The following is an 18,899-nucleotide window of genomic DNA, read 5'->3' on the forward strand; positions in this document are numbered from 1 at the left end:
TATACATACATTAATAACCCGAAAGACACCGGGCTGGCGGCTCGCAGCTATTTGTTTTCGTTCACACAGTGTATGTGTCATGAAATTCGTGTAAAATATAACAAGAAGTGCGAATGCGACAAAAACAACTGTTATAAGTGTCATGAGGCGAGACCTCCTTTTGGCTAAAATACATATACTTTATATATTGTATCATACGATATTTTGTTCGTGTTATAAAATTCAGAAATAGAAGACTTTGTGTTAGAAAGTGAGGGAGAAAATGGACGTTGTTAGAAGATTAGAACAAGCTGAATACTACGTAGACCTACTATTTAAAATGATTGATGAAGAAAAGTGTCCATTTTATTCTTTAATCATAAAGAAAAAAGCTCGTAAAAAAGATATTGAACGTATACTGAAACTTTGTGAAACATTGAACGAACAATATGTAGCGGAGAAAGCAGAAGGCCTTTTATTGTTCGATGCGCTGTTAGATCAATTTGAAAAAGCGCTTCCACATCAGCTCGAAGTAAACGAAACTGCGGAAGCGCTAGCAAAACAAGGTTTATTTAACCCACTTATGAATGAATTCTTACGCATGAGTGCGAAAAAATAAATAGATTATTTCTTAACTAACTTCTGATCGGATTCCGTAAAATTCTCCTCAATATCTTCTAATGATTTCTCAAAAATATCGATGAAGTCTTGTCCGTAAATATTGCGCAAGATAGCAATCAGCTCGATATTTTCTGGGAACTTCCCATAAAAATTACGAAGTGCAAGAGCCCCATTAAACACTGAATTACTTTCAGGGTCGTACTCCTCCATTAAGCGAAGTAGTAATTCTTCCCCTTTATCTGTAATTTCAATGTACGTATTTCGTTTATCATCTTCTTTTTTCGAGAATACAAGATAGCCGCGTTCCTCAAGCTTTTTCGAGAAGTTAAACGCCGTTGATACGTGCATAACTCCAAACTTAGCAATCTCAGAAATAGAAGCCCCTTTTAAATGATAAGCGATTGTTAAAATATGATGCTCATTAATATTTAAATCGTAAGGCTTAATCCACATTTGCCAATCTTTCTCTACACATTTCCATAACGCTTTCGATAATTGAGCAATGCGTTGGCTGAAAATCATCGCTTCTTTTACCGAGTAATCTTTTTCTCCACTTTTCATTTACTCACCCACTTTAACATTCTTTTTCATTACTATCTATTATGCCAGTAAAATAAAAATTAATAAAGTCTTTTTGTGAGAATTGTGAAAATTTTTTAAAAAAATGACATTCTATACAAATCATGCATAACTATGGAAGCGGTTTATGAGTCGTGAGTACATGTGTTGTCCTTACATGTTAATGGCTAACATATATTGTAAATGCATAAAAACACGGCATATCTATGTGATATGCCGTGTTAAGGTCAATTTATATAAAAAATATTTGTTATATGCAAAAACTAAGCAGGAATTTGTTTACGCTTTTTCTGGAACAGCTTCTTGTAGTTTCTCAATTGACTTTTGAATGTCCAAAATTTCTTTTTCAATATGGCGCTTGTTTTGAGAAATATCTTGTTTCCAGTTAGAAAGCGTGTCTTGCATGTCGTCTTTTAATTCTTGAAACACTTCTTTACCTTCTGAAGCAGTTTCAACGATTTGACGCTTTAATAACTTTGTATCAGCTGTAATATCAGCTAAAGTCTTTTTAATATCATTTCCTTTTTCTTTTAACTTGCCGCGCATGGCTTTGCCAGAAGAAGGAGTAGAGAAAAGAACTGCTAATCCAGCAACTGCTCCGCCGCAAAGGACACCTGTAATAAAGGATTTAGCTTTTGACATAAAAAGAGACCTCCTTATTTTTCGTTCGTATTCATGATGTGAAATAGTATGCATATCTTTAAAACAAGAGAAAGAAAAGAGAACTTTTCCTTCTTGTAAGTGCGCTATGCACAGAAAAGTATACCCCGGTATATGGAGTGAAGAAACAAGCCTTGCAATATGTAATTACTTCGGGGAATCGGCTTGTTATGTATTACGTCTTCTTATAGTGTCACTATTTCACACTATTTGCAATTGTGCTTGCGATGTTTTGTAAATTTTCCATTGTATATTCATTTTGGTGTGATTTCCAAACGGCACCGAAACCATCGTTTTCACCGTAGCGTGGAATTAAATGAAGGTGGAAGTGGAACACAGTTTGTCCAGCTTTTTCACCGTTATTGTTAAGTAGGTTAAAGCCAACTGGATTAAACTCTGCTTTAATCGCATTTGCGATTTTTGGAACGACAGAAAAAATGTGTGATGCGATTTCTGGCGTTAACGCAAAAATGTCTTGTTTGTGAACTTTCGGAATAACAAGAGTATGTCCTTTTGTTACTTGACTAATATCTAAAAATGCAAGCACATGTTCATCTTCGTATACTTTTGAGCAAGGGATTTGCCCGTCAATGATTTTACAAAAAATACAATTGTCTGCTGTATGATTCATCGATCTCATCCTTTCAAATATCCTTAGCCGTATTTTACCATAATTACATAAGAGAACAAACACGAAAAACAGGAAGCTGACTCAGCTTCCTGTTTTCTGAAGAGGGATTGAAAAAGCATTATCGTAATTTACGTTTCGCAGACACCCCATTTATTTAAGAAATGCATGGTAAATCGGCTAAAGTTTCTGCCGTAGACACCCCATTTTCAAGTGAAATGAATTGCAATCTTTTTAAAATGAAATTGTTTATTTTTTAAAACAGTATATGCTCTTTCGGAGACACCCCGTTTCGAAAATGAAACAAATGATCTGGTTATGTGTAAATTTCATTGTCCAACATGGACACCCCATTTCATGATGACTTCACTATGTTGTTATACTCATCAATTGGTGGTTGCTTTTTCAATGTGTTCCTTCTTCACTAATTATGATGTCCGCTTTCGTAAAAATATATGCTAACAAATTTAAATTTTTTTTGAACACATCGATACTATGTAGTACAGCGCAATTTTTGGTAAGATGAATATAGAATGAATACTAATGAAGAAAGTGGTGTCGTATGAGCGAGTTATTGCGTGTAGAAAATGTTACAGGAGGATATACGAAACGACCTGTATTAAAAGACGTTTCGTTCTCTGTTAATAAAGGCGAACTTGTCGGCTTAATCGGTTTAAATGGGGCTGGTAAAAGTACGACGATTAAACATATTATCGGTTTAATGGAACCGAAAAAAGGAACTGTCACAATTAATGGGAAAACAATTCGTGATGATATGACAGCGTACCGTTCTAGCTTTTCATTCATTCCAGAAACACCGGTATTATATGATGAGCTAACGCTAGAAGAGCATTTGAAATTAACAGCGATGGCGTACGGTGTCGATGAAAAACAGTACGAAGAACGTGTAGGACAACTATTGCAAGAATTTCGTATGAAAAATCGTTTAAAATGGTTTCCATCTCATTTCTCAAAAGGGATGAAACAAAAGGTAATGATTATGAGTGCATTTTTAGTGGAGCCATCTCTTTACATAGTAGACGAACCTTTCGTTGGACTGGATCCGTTAGCAATTCAATCTCTACTTCAAATGATGGATCAAATGAAAAAGAGCGGCGCAGGTATTTTAATGAGTACACATATTTTAGCGACGGCAGAGCGTTATTGTGATTCGTTCATTATTTTACATCAAGGCGAAGTAAGAGCGATGGGAACATTATCTGAACTGCAATCACAGTTTAATATGCCAGGTGCAACGTTAGATGATATTTATATTGCCTTAACAAAGGAAGAAGATTATGAATAGTACAGCATTATGGAAAGAACGATTTCGTCACTTTCTAAAAGAAGTTCGTACATATAGTAAATACGTATTTAACGATCATTTGAAATTTATTTTCGTGTTTATCATCGGTGCGGGAGCGTATTATTACCAACAATGGTTACAAACGTTAACACCTTCGTTTCCAACTGCGCTCGTAATGGCAGTGCTAATTGGACTAGTTTTAACAGCTGGATCAATGCAAACGTTATTAAAAGAAGCAGACCTTGTTTACTTACTGCCAGTTGAAGAGAAGCTAAAGCCTTACTTCACAAAGGCCTTTCTCTTTACGTTTATGATTCAGTTATACATAATCGCAATCGTAGCAGCTGCGCTTGCCCCGTTATACTTCCAGCAAATGAAGCAAACAGGAGCGGCTTACATATGGATTGTAATCGCGTTTGTCATTGTGAAAGCTTGGAATTTATTTATAGCGTGGGAAAAGTCCTTTTTAACAGATCAAAATGTACAAAAGGCGGATTGGTTCATACGTTTTATCTTAAACGGTTTATTTGTATATTTCCTTGTAGAACGTACTTCAGTTCTTTTTATTGGCGGAATTGTTCTATTCATGGTGTTATACCTTGCTATCATGCATCAAATGGTGAAAGGGAAGCCGCTGAACTGGGAGTATTTAATTTCTGAAGAAGGTAAAAAGATGATGTTACTGTACCGCATTGCGAATATGTTCGTTGATGTACCAGCATTAAAAGAGAGAGTATCCCGCAAGAAATGGCTTGATTTCATTCTTTCGATAATCGGCGAAAAGCGTACATATTTATACTTATATACGAGAACATTTTTAAGATCAGGTAACTATTTTGGATTATATGTGCGTTTGCTCGCTCTTGGAGGAGTTATTCTTTACTTCATTCCATTTTTATATGGACGATTCATCGTGAGTTTTATCTTCCTATACTTAATCGGCTATCAGCTATTAACTTTATGGAAACATCACCGCATGAAAATTTGGCTTGATTTGTATCCAGTAAAGGTAGATGAAAAGAAGAAAGATTTTCTTACTTTATTAAACGCGATTCTAATCATCGGGAGCGTAATCTTTACAGTTATATTTGCACTAGCAACGAAAGATTTCATGATGACAGGAATTTTACTTATCGTAAGCATATTATTTAGTATCGGTTTCGTTTACCAATACGGGGCGAAGCGCATTGAGCGTTTAAATTGAAAGGAATGAACCTATGATTACATATGAAGAGAAGGTTATAAAAGAATTGGAGCAGTGGAAAGCTACATTCATGAAAGATTCTTCTATGATGACACGGTTCTCCAAAAAAGTGCAGACGAAAGTACAACAGCTCATTCCGGCGAAAGTACAAAAGGTGTTAACAGAGACGATTCGTATGATGGTGCAAACGATCAGCGCCGGATCAAACTTTATAAAGCCGAAATTAAAAGAGACGACATGGTCACTGCAAAGACGTGACGATGAAGTACTCAAAAAAATGGATGAGTACAAAAAAATAGCAGCGGCGGAAGGAGCAGGGACTGGAGCTGGTGGTATTCTCCTTGGCCTTGCTGACTTTCCGCTTTTACTCGGCATTAAAATTAAATTTTTATTCGATGCAGCAACGTTGTACGGATTTGATACGAGTAACAAAGAAGAGCGCCTTTTTATCCTTCACGTTTTCCAACTCGCCTTTTCAAGTGATGATCATCGAAAAGAAATATGGAAAGCCATCGAAACGTGGGATACAGAAGAAGAAAATCATATGGACTGGGAAAAGTTCCAAACAGAGTACCGAGACTATATCGATTTAGCAAAAATGCTTCAGCTCGTACCGATAATCGGTGCCCCGGTCGGCGCATATGCGAACTATCAATTACTGCAAAGACTTGGAGAAGTGACGATGAATTGTTATCGTATGCGATTGTTGAATAGGGATTAAAAAGAAGGCGTCCTACATGTGTAATGTAGGGCGCCTTTTCTTAGAAGCCAAGTCCACTATAGCTAGCTCCAACTATAATTAATACGATAAAGAGTACAATGATGAATGGAAATCCGCTCTTACCAGCTTGTCCATCTTCACCGCCACCAGTTCCGCCGCTACCGCCTTTACCACCAAGTCCCATATGAACATCCTCCTTATTGTTATATATTGCTTTTACTTTATGTTTTTCTACATTTACCAATAACCCCCTTCTAAAGCGCTAACTAACTTGAAAATCATTTCGTTTCATTTTATAATTTACTTACCGACCGGTAAGTAAAAACAAGTGAGGTACAGTATGACAAAGAATTTACAAACATCGCAGAACATTGTAGAGGCGTCATTTAAACTTATGGCAGAGCACGGTATTGAGAAAATGAGCCTTTCCATGATTGCGAAAGAGGTAGGTATTTCAAAACCGGCCATTTACTATCATTTTTCTTCTAAAGAAGCGTTAGTAGATTTTTTATTTGAAGAAATTTTTTCTGGGTATCATTTCTCTTCTTACTTCGATAAAGATCAATATACGAAAGAAAATTTTGCAAAAAAGTTAATTGCAGATGGTTTACATATGTTGTCTGAGTATGAAGGACAAGAAGGTATATTACGCGTCATAAATGAATTTATCGTAACTGCGGCGCGAAATGAGAAGTATCAGAAACGTTTATTTGAAATACAAGAAGAGTTTTTAAATGGATTTCATGATTTATTAAAGCAAGGTGTAGAACTTGACGTTGTGTCACAACATGCAACAGAAGAGAATGCTCATACGTTAGCGCTCGTTATCGATAATATGAGCAACTACATGTTAATGGGATTCCAGTTAAAGTATAAAGAAATTTGGATTCGAAATGTGAAAAACGTCATAAAGGAGGAGTAAAAGTGAAAATGCAAAAAAACTGGTGGCTCGGTTTTCTTGGATTCATTGGAGTGTATAAAATTCCAGGTATGATAGAGGCTTTTCAGGCGGATGGAAGTTGGCTGAAGTTAATCGGTTTCATTTGGTTACTTTGGTTCGGATATTTTATTCCAGAGAAGAAAGATAATTAAATTTCAATTTTCTGTAAAGTTATGTAAAATATAGATTGAGAGTATTCATATATTAGATTACTAGATTTGGAGTGGTTACATGGATCCATTGAAAAATGAAATTCACCCTGACATGGTCAAGGTGTGGAAAACGCGTTCCTTAATTGAGTTAGGAATTAGTATTATCGTCATTTTGGCATATCTTTTCTTTATGATTAAGTTTAATTGGTGGGCTTGGATTTTTTATGTGCTCATCGGATTAACAATTGTATATACGCCGTTTGATTACTTTACATTCCCGAAATTGCGTCAACGTTACTATAGCTACCAACTAAATGAAGAAGAACTTGAAATTCAGCACGGTCTTTTCGTCGTAAAACGTGTATTAGTACCGATGATTCGTGTGCAGCACGTTACAATTGAACAAGGGCCAATTATGAGGAAATACGGATTAGCAGAATTACACATTTCAACAGCGGCGACTTCTCATAGTATCCCAGGTTTAACGATGTATGAGGCAGAAATGTTGAAAACGAAAATCGCAGAATTAGCGAAAGTGAGTGATGAGGATGTATAAGAGGCAGCATCCAATCACGATGTTATTAGAATTAAAAATAACAGATTTTATACCATTTATTATTTTTCTTTTTAGTTTAAAAGGAAAGTTTCCATTTTGGTATTTAGTTCCTATCGGTTTTGCGGTAATCACGATTGTTTCAGCTATCGTAGGCTGGTACTACAAAGTATATTGGGTCGAAAATAACGTATTACATATTAAAGATGGGCTCTTTGTGAAGAAGGAGAGCTACTTAAATAAAGAACGTGTTCAAACGATTAATACAAGTTCAGGCATGCTGTACCAAGTGTTAGGACTAAAGAAAATTAAAATTGAAACAGCTGGCGGAGGAAATGAGCCGGAAGTTAGTTTAGCTGGTATTACGGTAGAAGAGGCAACAAAGCTTATTACAATGTTAAATGAGCCAACCTCGGTAGTAAAAGTAGAAGAAACATCAGAAGAAGTAGTACAAAAAGAAATTATTACAGAGGAAAAACAAACGACAGAGTACAAGTTAACGTGGAAAGAGATTTTAATAGCGTCTATTACATCTGGTCAATTTGGATTATTATTCTCTTTAATATTTTTCGTTTATAACCAAGTGGACGAGTACATTCCGAGATGGATCAAAAATAGCGTAGAGTCTTATGTTATGGATCATGATATATATGGCTGGATTTACATGGTAGCTATTTTACTTGTCGTTTCTTGGATTATATCTACAATTGGATATGCGTTAAAACATGGGGATTTCACAGTCAATCGAAAAAATGATGAAGTCCGTATTTCGCAAGGATTACTTGAGAAAAAAGAACTCGTATTAAAGTTACACCGCATTCAAGGTATTACGATAAAAGAAGGTATATTACGCCAACCATTCGGTTATTGTGCTGTGCAAGTAGAAGTCATTCAAAGTGAAGGAAAAGAAGAAAAAGTTACGCTACATCCTATCATTCGAAAAGATCGCGTGCAACAGTTACTCACCCATTTACAATTACCATACGAACTGAATACAAACATTATTTCATTACCAAAAGCAGCATTGCGTCGCTATCTCATTGATAGTTTCATCTTCTTCGCCATGCTAGCAATCCCGCTGACGGGAATCAGCATATACTTTGAAAAGTATTACATCATGTGGGCATTATTACCGCTCGCGATCCTCATCTTTACACTTGGATACGCAACATTTAAAACAAATGGTTACGGTGTAAACGGAGAACAAATTACAATTGTGTATCGTAGTATTGGAAAATATACAGGACTTGTAAGAAGAAGACACGTCCAATCAATGGAGAAGACACAATCATATTTCCAGCGCCGCGTAGACTTATGTACGTATAAGTTTTCTAGTGCATCATCGAATTATAAATTAGAGCATACGAGAGTAGAAGATGCAGAGAGAATGCAGGATTGGTATAAGAAGAGAATAAGTGAGGATTAGTTTAAAAAGGCTTGCCTAGTATGATAGGCAGGCTTTTTTTATAGAGAAATGAGTAGTTTGCAATTGAACTAAGTTTTCTTTAGTCCAATCCATATATGAGTACTACAGCGCACATATATGAATATGTATCAGAAAAAAGGAAGTGTGCTTCTATTTAAGGGGAATTCGTGAAATATTTGATATAAATGGTATAATAATGTAGAAATAATATTAGGAGGCTATGTATGATAAGTCAGTTGAAAAGAGAAGCACTTGATGCATTAAAAGGAAAATGGGGATTAGCAGTAGGAGCAACCTTATTAATTGGAATTCTTATTGGAGCTGTGGAATTTCTAACCACAGGTATTTTCTCAATGTTTTGGGGTTGGGAAGAAGCAAGTGATTCGCTTACAGTAACTATTATTGCAATGCTTATTATCGGTCCGTTAACAACGGGTGCTTATTACCTAGTTTTAAATGTAATTCGTGGAACTAATGCTAGTATTGGTCATGTATTTAGATGGTTTAGCGATGGAAGTAAGTTTATGAAGGCATTTTTAACATATTTACTAATGTATGTATACGTAATTCTATGGACATTACTTCTTATTATTCCGGGTATTATTAAATCATTTTCTTATTCTATGACGTATTTTATTTTGAATGATCATCCAGAATACACAGCGAATCAAGCAATTACCGAAAGTCGCCATATGATGAACGGACATAAAATGGATTACTTTTTACTATGCTTAAGTTTCCTTGGCTGGTTCATCTTAAGTATTCTTACTATAGGAATCGGTTTCTTATGGTTAGCACCTTACTTCTATTCGACATCGGCAGCGTTTTATGAAGAGATTTCAAAAGAATATTACAAAAAAGAAGGTACTACTTTCTAATAAAGTGAAACTTTAATCAGTGGGGGGTTCTTCATCCCCACTGATTATTAGTTGAACGAATCGGGCGTTTACGGGCAGTTGATTCCTCACCTAACTTCTTTGTTTTCGCTAAATTTTGAGGTGGGGGTCTTACTGCCCGCAAATAGCGGGATAAAACATCTAAACCGAATATAGGGAGCAGATGGTTTAGGTGTTTTGATATGTGTTCTGTTTTCGGAATTCACTTCAGGATAAGGTATAGGTTTTTATATAGAAATTCTTCCCTCTATGTTTTATCATAGAGGGTTATTTTTTTATGTGAAAATGATAGAAAATAGTGAATAATATATATGAAAGGAAAAAAGTGAGGTGAATGAGAGTGAGCAAATTTTTAATTCCGTATTCATTTTCTATATTAAGTTTCTTTATTTCAGCAACGGCACTTGATTTATATGATAGGATGGGAAAAAATAATGAGATGATTTCGCCGAACATACTTGGAAAGATAATTCAATCTATTTCGCAAATGGGAGTCCTTACATTGTATTTCGGAGTACCTATTATTTTAGGTGGATGTCTTCTTGGTGAGATATTGTTTAGAGGTATCATTTTACGATTTAAATTTAGCTATATTATATCTGTATTATTATATTTACTCTTAGCTTTTAGTATTGTTTTCATAACGGTAGGGATTCCAAATACATATGAAGATTCCAATGTTTTTTTCATGGGGATAACTATGATTTGTGCTGTTACATTCTTTGTGGGTCGGGATATATGGGAGAAAAAACAAGTTAGTAATGGAGTGGGAACATGAAATACACTTGTCCGTGTTGTGGGTATAAAACAATAGAAGAAGAACCAACAGGTACATATGGAATTTGCAGTATATGTTATTGGGAAGATGATGAGGTTCAGTTTAACAATCCTGACTTTGAAGGCGGGGCAAATGAACCTTCGTTAAGACAAGCACAGAAAAATTTCATTACGTTCGGTGCTTGCGAGGAATGTTTTGTGAAATCAGTTAGAAAACCGACTAGTGAAGATGTGAAGGATGCTAGTTGGAATCAAATTTGTTAAGTAGTTTATAAATAAAAAATGTTATTCCTCCATTCAACGGGAGGAATAACATTTTTTATTTAGTACTGAGAGAATTACAGTTGTCTAATAAGATAAACTAATGAAGGTGATAAAGTAATAGGAAAAGCTAAACTAATAAATCCTATTCATGAATATATTAGAAATGAATATAAAAGTATAGATGTATAGTCAGTGTTGTGTATTTGATGTTATCATATTGAATGATATGGAAATTTTTAATAGAATAAGTAACTAAAAATTCAAAGGTAATGAAGCTTTTGTTGTATAAAGAAAATAGTTAGTAGTACTCAACAATATTAAAAATAAGATACGTATTTATATAATTTTAGTCGAAATGGGGTTTTAAAAAGGAATGAGTACAAGCATAACACGGCAAAAAATTTTATCAGCTGCTTCTCACATTGTGCAATATAAAGGGGTTGCTAAATTAACCTTAGAAGCAGTGGCAAAAGAGGCGGGCGTAAGTAAAGGTGGATTGTTGTATCACTTTTCAAATAAAGAAGCTTTAATAGAAGGTATGATACTCAAAGGAACGGAGGAGTATCAAGACGCTATTTACAATAAAGTAGAGGAAGACTCAGAGAGAAAAGGAAGATGGGTTCGCTCTTTTGTAGAGGAAAGATTAAGTAATGAGAGAAGATCAGAAGAGCTGTCTAGTAGTATGATGACAGCATTCATGTTAAAACCTGAATTACTTGAGCCATTACAACAAGCATTTCACCAACTTCAGAATAATATAGAAAATGATGAAATAGATTCAGTTTGTGCCACAATTATTAGATTAGCAGCAGATGGATTATGGTATTCGGAATGTTTAGGGATTGGAAGACTAAGCCCCGAGTTAAGAGAAAAAGTGATTCAAGCTCTTATTAATAATTCATATAAGTAGAATATACTAACTATATAATATACGATAATTCACCGTTAGTTATTTAATCCAGTGGTGAATTATTTTTTTTGTTAGAATAATAGAACAATTTTGTAGGGTGTTGAATTATAACCGTCCAGACGGTATAGTAATATTTGGTTTAAGAGGAAAATGAAACAAAAAAAGAATAAAAGATATTTTTAGCACACTATTCGAAAGGATAGGCCGCAAAGCTTAGAGTCTACGGTAATATATATTGGTTACTAAGATCGTCTGGTTGCACATTTTTGATGCAACCGGACGGTCTTTTTTTGTTATATAAATATAAAAAATAGGAGGGAACTATGCAAATGAAAAGTACTAAAAGGCATATTTCAATGGTTTCATTAGTTTTTCTAGTATTATTTTCAGTGCTGAATGTGTGGGCTCCAGTTATTCAAGCTGCTGTGATGAAAAGTCCAGTGGACGAAATTAATATTTCCCGTACTGATGGCACGACATCTGAACCGTATCAAGCCTCAGATGGTATGAAAGTAGAAGTGAAGTGGTCAGCTAAAGAAAAAATAAAAAGTGGAGATCAATTCACAATTGATATGCCAAAAGAGTTTCGAAAAGACCTTATGAATATGAGTTTTCCTTTAAAAGATGCTGAAGGAAAAACAGTTGGTACATGTGAGATGAAAAAGGGCCTATTAACATGTACTATGGGTGATTACGTAGAAGGAAAGAATAACGTTAAAGGTTCTTTATTTGTAGAATTCTACTTTGGTCTAGAAGCATATGATGGTGTCAAAGAAATTCCATTAGAATTTAACGTTGATGGTCAAATCGTAAATAAAGAAGTAAATGTAAGTAATACGACAGAGAGACCGAAGCCACAGCCCAATACAGATAATCTATTGAAATGGGGTTCTTATAATCAAGAAGATCCGTCCATTGCTGATTGGCTTGTATATGTAAATGCAACTGGAACAGAAATGCAAGATCTTAAATTAACAGATACATTAGGACCTGGGCATGAGTTAATTACAGACAGCGTAGTATTAGAAGAGGCTGTATTTGAAGATGGTTATGCACCAACAAATATTAAGCCAGCAGATTTATCTAACATTAAAATTAATGCGACAAAGGCTGGATTTACAATTGAATTTCCAGACAGTTCCAAAGGCTATGTTTTAAGATATAAAACAAAGGTTACAAATCCTGCTGCAAAACCTCATAAAAATACTGTGAAATTAGAAGGTAAAAATATTAAAACTGAAGAAAAAGTAGGACAAGTATTTGTAAGTGGTGGGGGAGGATCCGGTTCAGGTGACGATAATCCACCTAGCATTGAAAAAAATATAGTTGATGAGAATGGCAAGCTTGTAGAGAATGAGCAGTTAACACAAATGGATCAAGTTATTCAATACCAAGTTGGTACACATATACCGAACGATCCTCCTAAATACACATCTATGGTAATTAGTGATGATTTAGAAGATGTTTTAGAAGTATTAGAGGCAAAAGTGTATGATCAAAATGGTCAAGATATTACTTCTAAAGGAACATTAAAGATAGATAAACAAAAAAGTGAAGTGACATTTACGTTCGGTGAGAACTTTGACTATAAATCATATGAAGACCAGATAATTAACTTGAATATTAAGGCGAAAATTAAAGCTAATGCAGACTTATCTTCTTACGTAGATAAGAAGATTCCTAATAAGGCAGAATTACATTTTGATGATAAGAAATTAACATCGAAAGAAGTAACTGTTACGCCGCCTGAAACTCCAAAAGACGGTACAGTATCAATTCATAAAATAGATGCTGAGGATTCGAATAAAGGGTTAAAAGGTGCCGAATTTGAAGTTCGAAATAGTGCAAATGAAGTTGTTGCAAAACTGAAAACGGACGAAAAAGGTTTTTCAGTACCTCAAACTTTAGCTCCTGGGACGTATAAAGTTTATGAAATAGTAGCACCAGAAGGATATCAAAAATTAAAAGAACCAGTAGAGGTTACACTTCAAGCTGGAGAAACAAAAACAATTGAAATTAAAAATACTATACAAAAGGGTCAAATTGAATTAAAGAAAATTGATTCGGAAAATGGTGAAAAGCCATTAGCAAATGCAGAGTTTGACATAGTAAAAGACGGTGTAGTAGTCGAACATATTGTTACAGATAAAGATGGTAAGGCAATTTCTAAACCGTTAGTACCAGGGAAATATATTTTAAAAGAAACGAAAGCACCAGAAGGATACCAATTAAAAGAAAAAGAGTTCGAAGTAAATGTAACAGGGGACGGCATATTCCCAATAACAGTAGAAAATGCAATGGTAGACAAAGGTAATGTAGAAATTACAAAAGTGGACAAAGAAAGCGGTGCAGTATTAGCGGGTGTCGAATTTGAAGTCCAAAATGAGAAAAGTGAAGTAGTAAGAAAAGTAACAACAGATAAAGATGGAAAAGCAAACGTTTCAGATCTATCAGTAGGAAAGTACAAATTAGTAGAGACGAAAAGCTTACCAGGTTACAAAAAGCTAACAGAACCAGTATCGTTCAAAATCAAAAAAGGTATGACAAAAGTTTTATCATTGAAAGTAGAGAACGAACTGTTAGATAAAGGTTCAGTAGAAATTACAAAAGTAGATAAAGATAGTCAAAAAGTATTAGAAGGCGTAGTCTTCGAAGTGCAAGATGAAAACGGTAAAGTAGTAACAAAAGTAAAAACAGACAAAGATGGTAAAGCAAAAATCTCTGATTTATCAATAGGAAAATACAAATTAGTAGAGATGAAAAGCTTACCAGGTTACAAAAAGCTAACAGATCCAGTATCATTTGAAATTAAAAAAGGTATGACGACAGTCTTATCATTGAAAGTAGAGAATGAGCAGTTAGATAAAGGCTCAGTAGAAATTACAAAAGTAGATAAAGACAGTCAAAAAGCATTAAAAGGCGTAATCTTTGAAGTGCAAGATGAAGCTGGAACAGTAGTAAAGGAAGTAACAACAGATAAAAATGGTAAAGCAAAAATCTCTGATTTATCAGTAGGAAAGTACAAATTAGTAGAGAAAGAAAGCTTACCAGGTTACAAACAATTAACAGAACCAGTATCGTTTGAAATCAAAAAAGGTATGACAGAAGTTCTATCATTAAAAATAGAAAATGAAATGGTAGATACGGGAAATGTCGAGATAACAAAGGTTGATAAAGATAATAAAGCACCATTAGCGGGAGTAATATTCATCGTCCAAGATGAAAAGGGTAATGAAGTTAAAAAAGTAACAACAGATAAAGCTGGAAAAGCAAATGTTTCAGATTTACCTGTAGGAAAGTATGACTTAGTAGAGATAGAAAGTTTACCTGGTTATAAAAAGCTAGAAAAACCAATATCATTTGAAATTAAAAAAGGCATGACCGAAGTCCTATCATTAAAAGTAGAAAATGAAATGGTGGATACAGGGAATGTCGAGATAACAAAAATAGATAAAGATAGTAAAGCACCATTAGAAAATGTTGTATTTGAAGTACGTGATTCAAAAGGAAAAGTAGTTGCAAAAGTAAAAACGGATAAAGAAGGAAAAGCAAATGTTTCAGATTTATCCATTGGGAAGTATGAGTTGGTCGAAGTAGAGACACCAGCGGGATACAAACCACTTGAAAAACCAATTTCATTCGAAATTGAAAAGGGTAGAATAACAGCACTACAATTAACTGTCGAAAATGAATTAGTGGATACAGGAAATGTAGAAATTACAAAAGTAGACAAAGAAAATAAAGATGTTTTAGCTGATGCAGTATTTGAGATTCAAGATGAAGCAGGAAAAGTAGTCGCTAAAATAACGACAGATAAAAAAGGACAAGCACAAGTTACTAATTTATCAGTTGGCACATACAAATTAGTAGAAGTAAAAGCACCAAAGGGATATAAACAATTAATAGATCCGATTACTTTCCAAATTGAAAAAGGTATGACGAAATCTCTTGTTTTAACAGTAGAAAATGAAATGTTAGACAAGGGTAACGTAGAAATTACAAAAGTAGATAAAGACAGTCAAAAAGTACTAGCAGGTGTAGTCTTCGAAGTACAAGATGAGCAAGGCAAAGTAGTAACAGGAGTAAAAACAGATAAAAATGGTAAAGCAAAAATCTCAGACTTATCTGTAGGAAAATACAAATTAGTAGAGAAAGAAAGCTTACCAGGTTACAAACAATTAACAGAACCAGTATCGTTTGAAATCGAAAAAGGTATGACGAAAGTTTTATCATTGAAAGTAGAGAACGAACTGTTAGATAAAGGTTCAGTAGAGATTACAAAAGTGGACAAAGAAAGTGGCGCAGTATTAGCGGGCGTAACATTCGAAGTGCAAGACGAAAAAGATAAAGTAGTAACAAAAGTAACGACAGATAAAGAAGGAAAAGCAAACGTTTCAGATTTATCAGTAGGGAAATATAAGCTAGTAGAGGTAGAAAGCTTACCAGGATATAAAAAACTAGCAAAACCAGTATCGTTTGAAATTAAAAAAGGTATGACAGAAGTTTTATCACTAAAAGTAGAGAACGAATTAGTAGATAAAGGTTCAGTAGAAATTATAAAAGTGGACAAAGATAGCCAGAATGCATTAGCAGGCGTAGTCTTTGAAATCCAAGATGAAGCAGGAAAAGTAGTAACGAAAGTAAAAACAGATAAAGAAGGAAAAGCGAAAATTTCAGATCTATCTGTAGGAAGTTACAAACTAGTAGAAGTAGAGAATTTACCAGGCTACAAAAAACTAACAGAGCCAGTATCATTCGAAATTACAAAAGGTATGACGACAGTCTTATCATTAAAAGTAGAGAATGAGCAGTTAGACAAAGGCTCAGTAGAAATTACAAAAGTAGATAAAGACAGTCAAAAAGTATTAGAAGGTGTAGTCTTCGAAGTACAAGATGAGCAAGGCAAAGTAGTAACAGGAGTAAAAACAGATAAAAATGGTAAAGCAAAAATCTCAGACTTATCTGTAGGAAAATACAAATTAGTAGAGAAAGAAAGCTTACCAGGTTACAAACAATTAACAGAACCAGTATCGTTTGAAATCAAAAAAGGCATGACAGAAGTTCTATCATTAAAAATAGAAAATGAAATGGTAGATACGGGAAATGTAGAAATCACAAAAATAGATAAAGATAATAAGGCGCCGTTAGCAGGTGTAGTCTTTGAAGTTCAAGACGAAAAAGGCAAAGTAGTAACGAAAGTAACGACAGATAAAGCTGGAAAAGCAACAGTTGCAGATTTATCAGTAGGAAAGTACAAGCTAGTAGAAGTAGAGAGTTTACCAGGTTACAAAAAATTAGAAAAGCCTGTACCATTTGAAATTAAAAAAGGTATGACAAAATCTTTAGCGTTCACTGTAGAAAATGAAATGGTAGATACGGGGAATGTAGAAATCACAAAAATAGATAAAGACAGTAAAGCACCATTAGAAAATGTTGTATTTGAAGTACGTGATTCAAAAGGAAAAGTAGTTGCGAAAGTAAAAACGGATAAAGAAGGAAAAGCAAACATTTCAGATTTATCTATTGGAAAGTATGAGTTAGTAGAAGTAGAAACACCAGTAGGATACAAGCCACTTGAAAAACCAATTTCATTCGAAATTGAAAAAGGTAGAGTTACAGCATTACAATTGACTGTCGAAAATGAATTAGTGGATGTAGGAAATTTAGAAATTACAAAAGTAGACAAAGAAACGAAAGATGCTTTAGCTGATGCAGTATTTGAGATTCAAGATGAAGCAGGAAAAGTAGTCGCTAAAATAACGACAGATAAAAAAGGACAAGCACAAGTTACTAATTTATCAGTTGGCACATACAAGCTAGTAGAAGTAAAAGCACCAAAAGGATATAAGCAATTGGTAGATCCGATTACTTTCCAAATTGAAAAAGGTATGACGAAATCTCTTGCTTTAACAGTAGAAAATGAAATGTTAGACAAGGGTAACGTAGAAATTACAAAAGTAGATAAAGATAGCCAAAAAGTATTAGAAGGCGTAGTCTTCGAAGTACAAGATGAGCAAGGCAAAGTAGTAACCGAAGTAACGACAGATAAAGATGGAAAAGCAAAAATTTCAGATTTATCAGTAGGAAAGTATAAATTAGTAGAAAAAGCAAGCTTACCAGGTTACAAACAATTAACAGAACCAGTATCGTTTGAAATCCAACAAGGTATGACGAAAGTCTTATCATTGAAAGTAGAGAATGAGCAGTTAGACAAAGGTTCAGTGGACATTACAAAAATGGCTGCTGAAAGCAAGGAAGTATTAGCAGGAGCTGTGTTTGAAGTTCATGATGAAAAGGGCAAAGTAGTCGCGAAAGTAACGACAGATAAAGCTGGAAAAGCAAAAATCTCAGATCTATCTGTAGGTAACTACACACTTGTAGAAGTAGAAGCACCAAAAGGATATGAAAAATTAACTAATCCAATTCCATTTGAAATTACAAAAGGAATGATAAGTTCGGTTCAATTAGAAGTGTTAAACAAATTGAGTCATTTAGCACCACCAGGTCCAGAAAAGCCTGAAACAACAGATCCAGAAAAACCGGAAACAACGGATCCAGAAAAACCGGAAACAACGAATCCAGAAAAACCAGAAACAACAGATCCAGAAAAACCGGAAACAACAGATCCAGAGAAGCCTGGAACACCAAATCCAGAAAAACCTGAAAAAGAATTACCGAAGACAGGACAGAAAATGCCTGTGGAACCATATATGGGAGCATTTCTTGTAATGATGAGTTTTGGATTACTCGTATTAGGTAGAAAACAGCAGAGATAATAAAAGTGAAAAGGTATCCTTCAAGTATTTGAGGATACCTTTTTTATTTTATTTGGCATAAAAAAAGCATCTAGCAAAAGTACTAGATGCAAATAAAAATACAAGGGAAGATAAATGTCCTCACGTTTTCATAGTGTTTTGTTGAAAAAAGGGCTATCTATGTAATTAATTTTAACGCGTAAGGAAAGAAGTTTCTTTCCTTACATGTTTGAAGGGGGATAGTCCAACGGTAGGTGGGGAAAATAATGTAAAAAAACTATTGTATGTTTAAAAACGTTATGTTACATTTGTGTTACAGATAAGTTACAAAACGTAACTTTTGTTACGTTTTGTTTTCTTATGTTTTCGATAGATTACGAGTTGTAGTTCGTATTTCCAATCAACTGAGAATATTTAAAGTTGAAGAAATAACAAACTATAAACTAAAAATGGTTTTTCTATGTGTATGAGAGTGTGTAGTAAAGATTTTGAGTGGGAGCTTTATCCGCATTATTAAAATTCCTTTCG

At 34.3% G+C, this 18,899-nt stretch carries 17 protein-coding genes and 1 riboswitch; of the genes, 13 read left to right on the forward strand and 4 right to left on the reverse strand.

Features of this window, described 5'->3' with window-relative positions; translation table 11 throughout:
• The first annotated feature begins 262 nt into the window (after nucleotides 1-262).
• A complete protein-coding gene (locus JDS92_RS09405) occupies nucleotides 263-598 on the forward strand; it encodes a DUF1878 family protein (RefSeq protein ID WP_000383648.1) in 336 nt (111 codons plus the stop codon).
• A gap of 5 nt (nucleotides 599-603) precedes the next feature.
• On the opposite strand, the gene JDS92_RS09410 is transcribed toward JDS92_RS09405, so the two are convergent.
• From JDS92_RS09410 to JDS92_RS09420, 3 genes are all read right to left on the reverse strand, one after another.
• On the reverse strand, nucleotides 604-1,161 hold the full coding sequence (locus JDS92_RS09410) for an HTH-type transcriptional regulator Hpr (RefSeq protein ID WP_000834919.1): 558 nt from the start codon (nucleotides 1,159-1,161) through the stop codon (nucleotides 604-606).
• 297 nt (nucleotides 1,162-1,458) lie between these two features.
• Nucleotides 1,459-1,821 carry a YtxH domain-containing protein gene (locus tag JDS92_RS09415; protein WP_000030306.1) on the reverse strand — a complete coding sequence of 121 codons (363 nt, stop codon included), beginning with the start codon at nucleotides 1,819-1,821 and terminating at the stop codon, nucleotides 1,459-1,461.
• 214 nt (nucleotides 1,822-2,035) lie between these two features.
• The gene (locus JDS92_RS09420; RefSeq protein WP_001016840.1) at nucleotides 2,036-2,470 is read right to left on the reverse strand and encodes an HIT family protein; all 435 of its coding nucleotides are present in this window, start codon (nucleotides 2,468-2,470) and stop codon (nucleotides 2,036-2,038) included.
• A 559-nt stretch (nucleotides 2,471-3,029) separates the two neighbouring features.
• On the opposite strand from JDS92_RS09420, the gene ecsA reads away from it, so the two are divergent.
• From ecsA to ecsC, 3 genes are read left to right on the forward strand one after another with little or no spacing between them, the layout of a single operon-like run.
• Complete coding sequence (gene ecsA / locus JDS92_RS09425; RefSeq protein ID WP_001292604.1) at nucleotides 3,030-3,773, forward strand: ABC transporter ATP-binding protein EcsA; 744 nt, start codon at nucleotides 3,030-3,032, stop codon at nucleotides 3,771-3,773.
• Nucleotides 3,766-4,977: an ABC transporter permease EcsB gene (ecsB, locus tag JDS92_RS09430; RefSeq protein ID WP_001089113.1), complete on the forward strand. Its 1,212-nt coding sequence runs from the start codon at nucleotides 3,766-3,768 to the stop codon at nucleotides 4,975-4,977. Before ecsA ends, ecsB begins: the two co-directional genes overlap by 8 nt.
• A 13-nt stretch (nucleotides 4,978-4,990) precedes the next feature.
• Entirely contained in the window at nucleotides 4,991-5,698 is a 708-nt protein-coding gene (gene ecsC, locus JDS92_RS09435; protein WP_199631861.1) for an ecs operon protein EcsC, read from the forward strand.
• Between the two features lie 40 nt (nucleotides 5,699-5,738).
• On the opposite strand, the gene JDS92_RS09440 is transcribed toward ecsC, so the two are convergent.
• The gene (locus tag JDS92_RS09440; protein WP_000522751.1) at nucleotides 5,739-5,882 is read right to left on the reverse strand and encodes a YjcZ family sporulation protein; all 144 of its coding nucleotides are present in this window, start codon (nucleotides 5,880-5,882) and stop codon (nucleotides 5,739-5,741) included.
• A gap of 156 nt (nucleotides 5,883-6,038) precedes the next feature.
• Between JDS92_RS09440 and JDS92_RS09445 the strand changes: the two genes are divergently transcribed.
• The 9 genes from JDS92_RS09445 (at nucleotide 6,039) to JDS92_RS09485 (ending at nucleotide 18,392) form a co-directional block, all read left to right on the forward strand.
• Nucleotides 6,039-6,620, forward strand: a complete 582-nt coding sequence (locus JDS92_RS09445) for a TetR/AcrR family transcriptional regulator (protein ID WP_000164841.1) — start codon at nucleotides 6,039-6,041, stop codon at nucleotides 6,618-6,620.
• Nucleotides 6,621-6,622: 2 nt separating this feature from the next.
• On the forward strand, nucleotides 6,623-6,790 hold the full coding sequence (locus JDS92_RS09450; protein WP_000783814.1) for a hypothetical protein: 168 nt from the start codon (nucleotides 6,623-6,625) through the stop codon (nucleotides 6,788-6,790).
• A 79-nt stretch (nucleotides 6,791-6,869) separates the two neighbouring features.
• The gene (locus tag JDS92_RS09455; RefSeq protein ID WP_000371349.1) at nucleotides 6,870-7,346 is read left to right on the forward strand and encodes a PH domain-containing protein; all 477 of its coding nucleotides are present in this window, start codon (nucleotides 6,870-6,872) and stop codon (nucleotides 7,344-7,346) included.
• Nucleotides 7,339-8,769: a PH domain-containing protein gene (locus JDS92_RS09460; RefSeq protein ID WP_199631862.1), complete on the forward strand. Its 1,431-nt coding sequence runs from the start codon at nucleotides 7,339-7,341 to the stop codon at nucleotides 8,767-8,769. The genes JDS92_RS09455 and JDS92_RS09460 overlap by 8 nt, the downstream gene beginning before the upstream one ends.
• 224 nt (nucleotides 8,770-8,993) lie before the next feature.
• Nucleotides 8,994-9,647 carry a DUF975 family protein gene (locus JDS92_RS09465; protein ID WP_000625391.1) on the forward strand — a complete coding sequence of 218 codons (654 nt, stop codon included), beginning with the start codon at nucleotides 8,994-8,996 and terminating at the stop codon, nucleotides 9,645-9,647.
• Between the two features lie 352 nt (nucleotides 9,648-9,999).
• Nucleotides 10,000-10,443: a hypothetical protein gene (locus JDS92_RS09470; protein ID WP_081339513.1), complete on the forward strand. Its 444-nt coding sequence runs from the start codon at nucleotides 10,000-10,002 to the stop codon at nucleotides 10,441-10,443.
• Nucleotides 10,440-10,706, forward strand: coding sequence for a CPCC family cysteine-rich protein (locus JDS92_RS09475; RefSeq protein WP_199631863.1), 267 nt, complete (start codon nucleotides 10,440-10,442; stop codon nucleotides 10,704-10,706). Before JDS92_RS09470 ends, JDS92_RS09475 begins: the two co-directional genes overlap by 4 nt.
• Nucleotides 10,707-11,079: 373 nt before the next feature.
• Nucleotides 11,080-11,616, forward strand: a complete 537-nt coding sequence (locus tag JDS92_RS09480) for a TetR/AcrR family transcriptional regulator (RefSeq protein ID WP_098138363.1) — start codon at nucleotides 11,080-11,082, stop codon at nucleotides 11,614-11,616.
• 171 nt (nucleotides 11,617-11,787) lie between these two features.
• A riboswitch (cyclic di-GMP riboswitch) is annotated at nucleotides 11,788-11,880 on the forward strand.
• Between the two features lie 59 nt (nucleotides 11,881-11,939).
• The gene (locus tag JDS92_RS09485) at nucleotides 11,940-18,392 is read left to right on the forward strand and encodes a SpaA isopeptide-forming pilin-related protein (protein ID WP_199631864.1); all 6,453 of its coding nucleotides are present in this window, start codon (nucleotides 11,940-11,942) and stop codon (nucleotides 18,390-18,392) included.
• The last annotated feature ends 507 nt before the right edge of the window (nucleotides 18,393-18,899 follow it).

Origin of the sequence: Bacillus cereus group sp. N12 (assembly GCF_016483575.1) — a bacterium.
GTDB lineage: Bacteria > Bacillota > Bacilli > Bacillales > Bacillaceae_G > Bacillus_A > Bacillus_A toyonensis.

Bases quoted from the DNA above. Each gene is read 5' to 3' on its own strand.
- JDS92_RS09405 (WP_000383648.1), top strand. From the start codon at position 263: ATGGACGTTGTTAGAAGATTAGAACAAGCTGAATACTACGTAGACCTA.
- JDS92_RS09410 (WP_000834919.1), bottom strand. From the start codon at position 1,161: ATGAAAAGTGGAGAAAAAGATTACTCGGTAAAAGAAGCGATGATTTTC.
- JDS92_RS09415 (WP_000030306.1), bottom strand. From the start codon at position 1,821: ATGTCAAAAGCTAAATCCTTTATTACAGGTGTCCTTTGCGGCGGAGCA.
- JDS92_RS09420 (WP_001016840.1), bottom strand. From the start codon at position 2,470: ATGAATCATACAGCAGACAATTGTATTTTTTGTAAAATCATTGACGGG.
- ecsA (WP_001292604.1), top strand. From the start codon at position 3,030: ATGAGCGAGTTATTGCGTGTAGAAAATGTTACAGGAGGATATACGAAA.
- ecsB (WP_001089113.1), top strand. From the start codon at position 3,766: ATGAATAGTACAGCATTATGGAAAGAACGATTTCGTCACTTTCTAAAA.
- ecsC (WP_199631861.1), top strand. From the start codon at position 4,991: ATGATTACATATGAAGAGAAGGTTATAAAAGAATTGGAGCAGTGGAAA.
- JDS92_RS09440 (WP_000522751.1), bottom strand. From the start codon at position 5,882: ATGGGACTTGGTGGTAAAGGCGGTAGCGGCGGAACTGGTGGCGGTGAA.
- JDS92_RS09445 (WP_000164841.1), top strand. From the start codon at position 6,039: ATGACAAAGAATTTACAAACATCGCAGAACATTGTAGAGGCGTCATTT.
- JDS92_RS09455 (WP_000371349.1), top strand. From the start codon at position 6,870: ATGGATCCATTGAAAAATGAAATTCACCCTGACATGGTCAAGGTGTGG.
- JDS92_RS09460 (WP_199631862.1), top strand. From the start codon at position 7,339: ATGTATAAGAGGCAGCATCCAATCACGATGTTATTAGAATTAAAAATA.
- JDS92_RS09465 (WP_000625391.1), top strand. From the start codon at position 8,994: ATGATAAGTCAGTTGAAAAGAGAAGCACTTGATGCATTAAAAGGAAAA.
- JDS92_RS09470 (WP_081339513.1), top strand. From the start codon at position 10,000: ATGAGAGTGAGCAAATTTTTAATTCCGTATTCATTTTCTATATTAAGT.
- JDS92_RS09475 (WP_199631863.1), top strand. From the start codon at position 10,440: ATGAAATACACTTGTCCGTGTTGTGGGTATAAAACAATAGAAGAAGAA.
- JDS92_RS09480 (WP_098138363.1), top strand. From the start codon at position 11,080: ATGAGTACAAGCATAACACGGCAAAAAATTTTATCAGCTGCTTCTCAC.
- JDS92_RS09485 (WP_199631864.1), top strand. From the start codon at position 11,940: ATGCAAATGAAAAGTACTAAAAGGCATATTTCAATGGTTTCATTAGTT.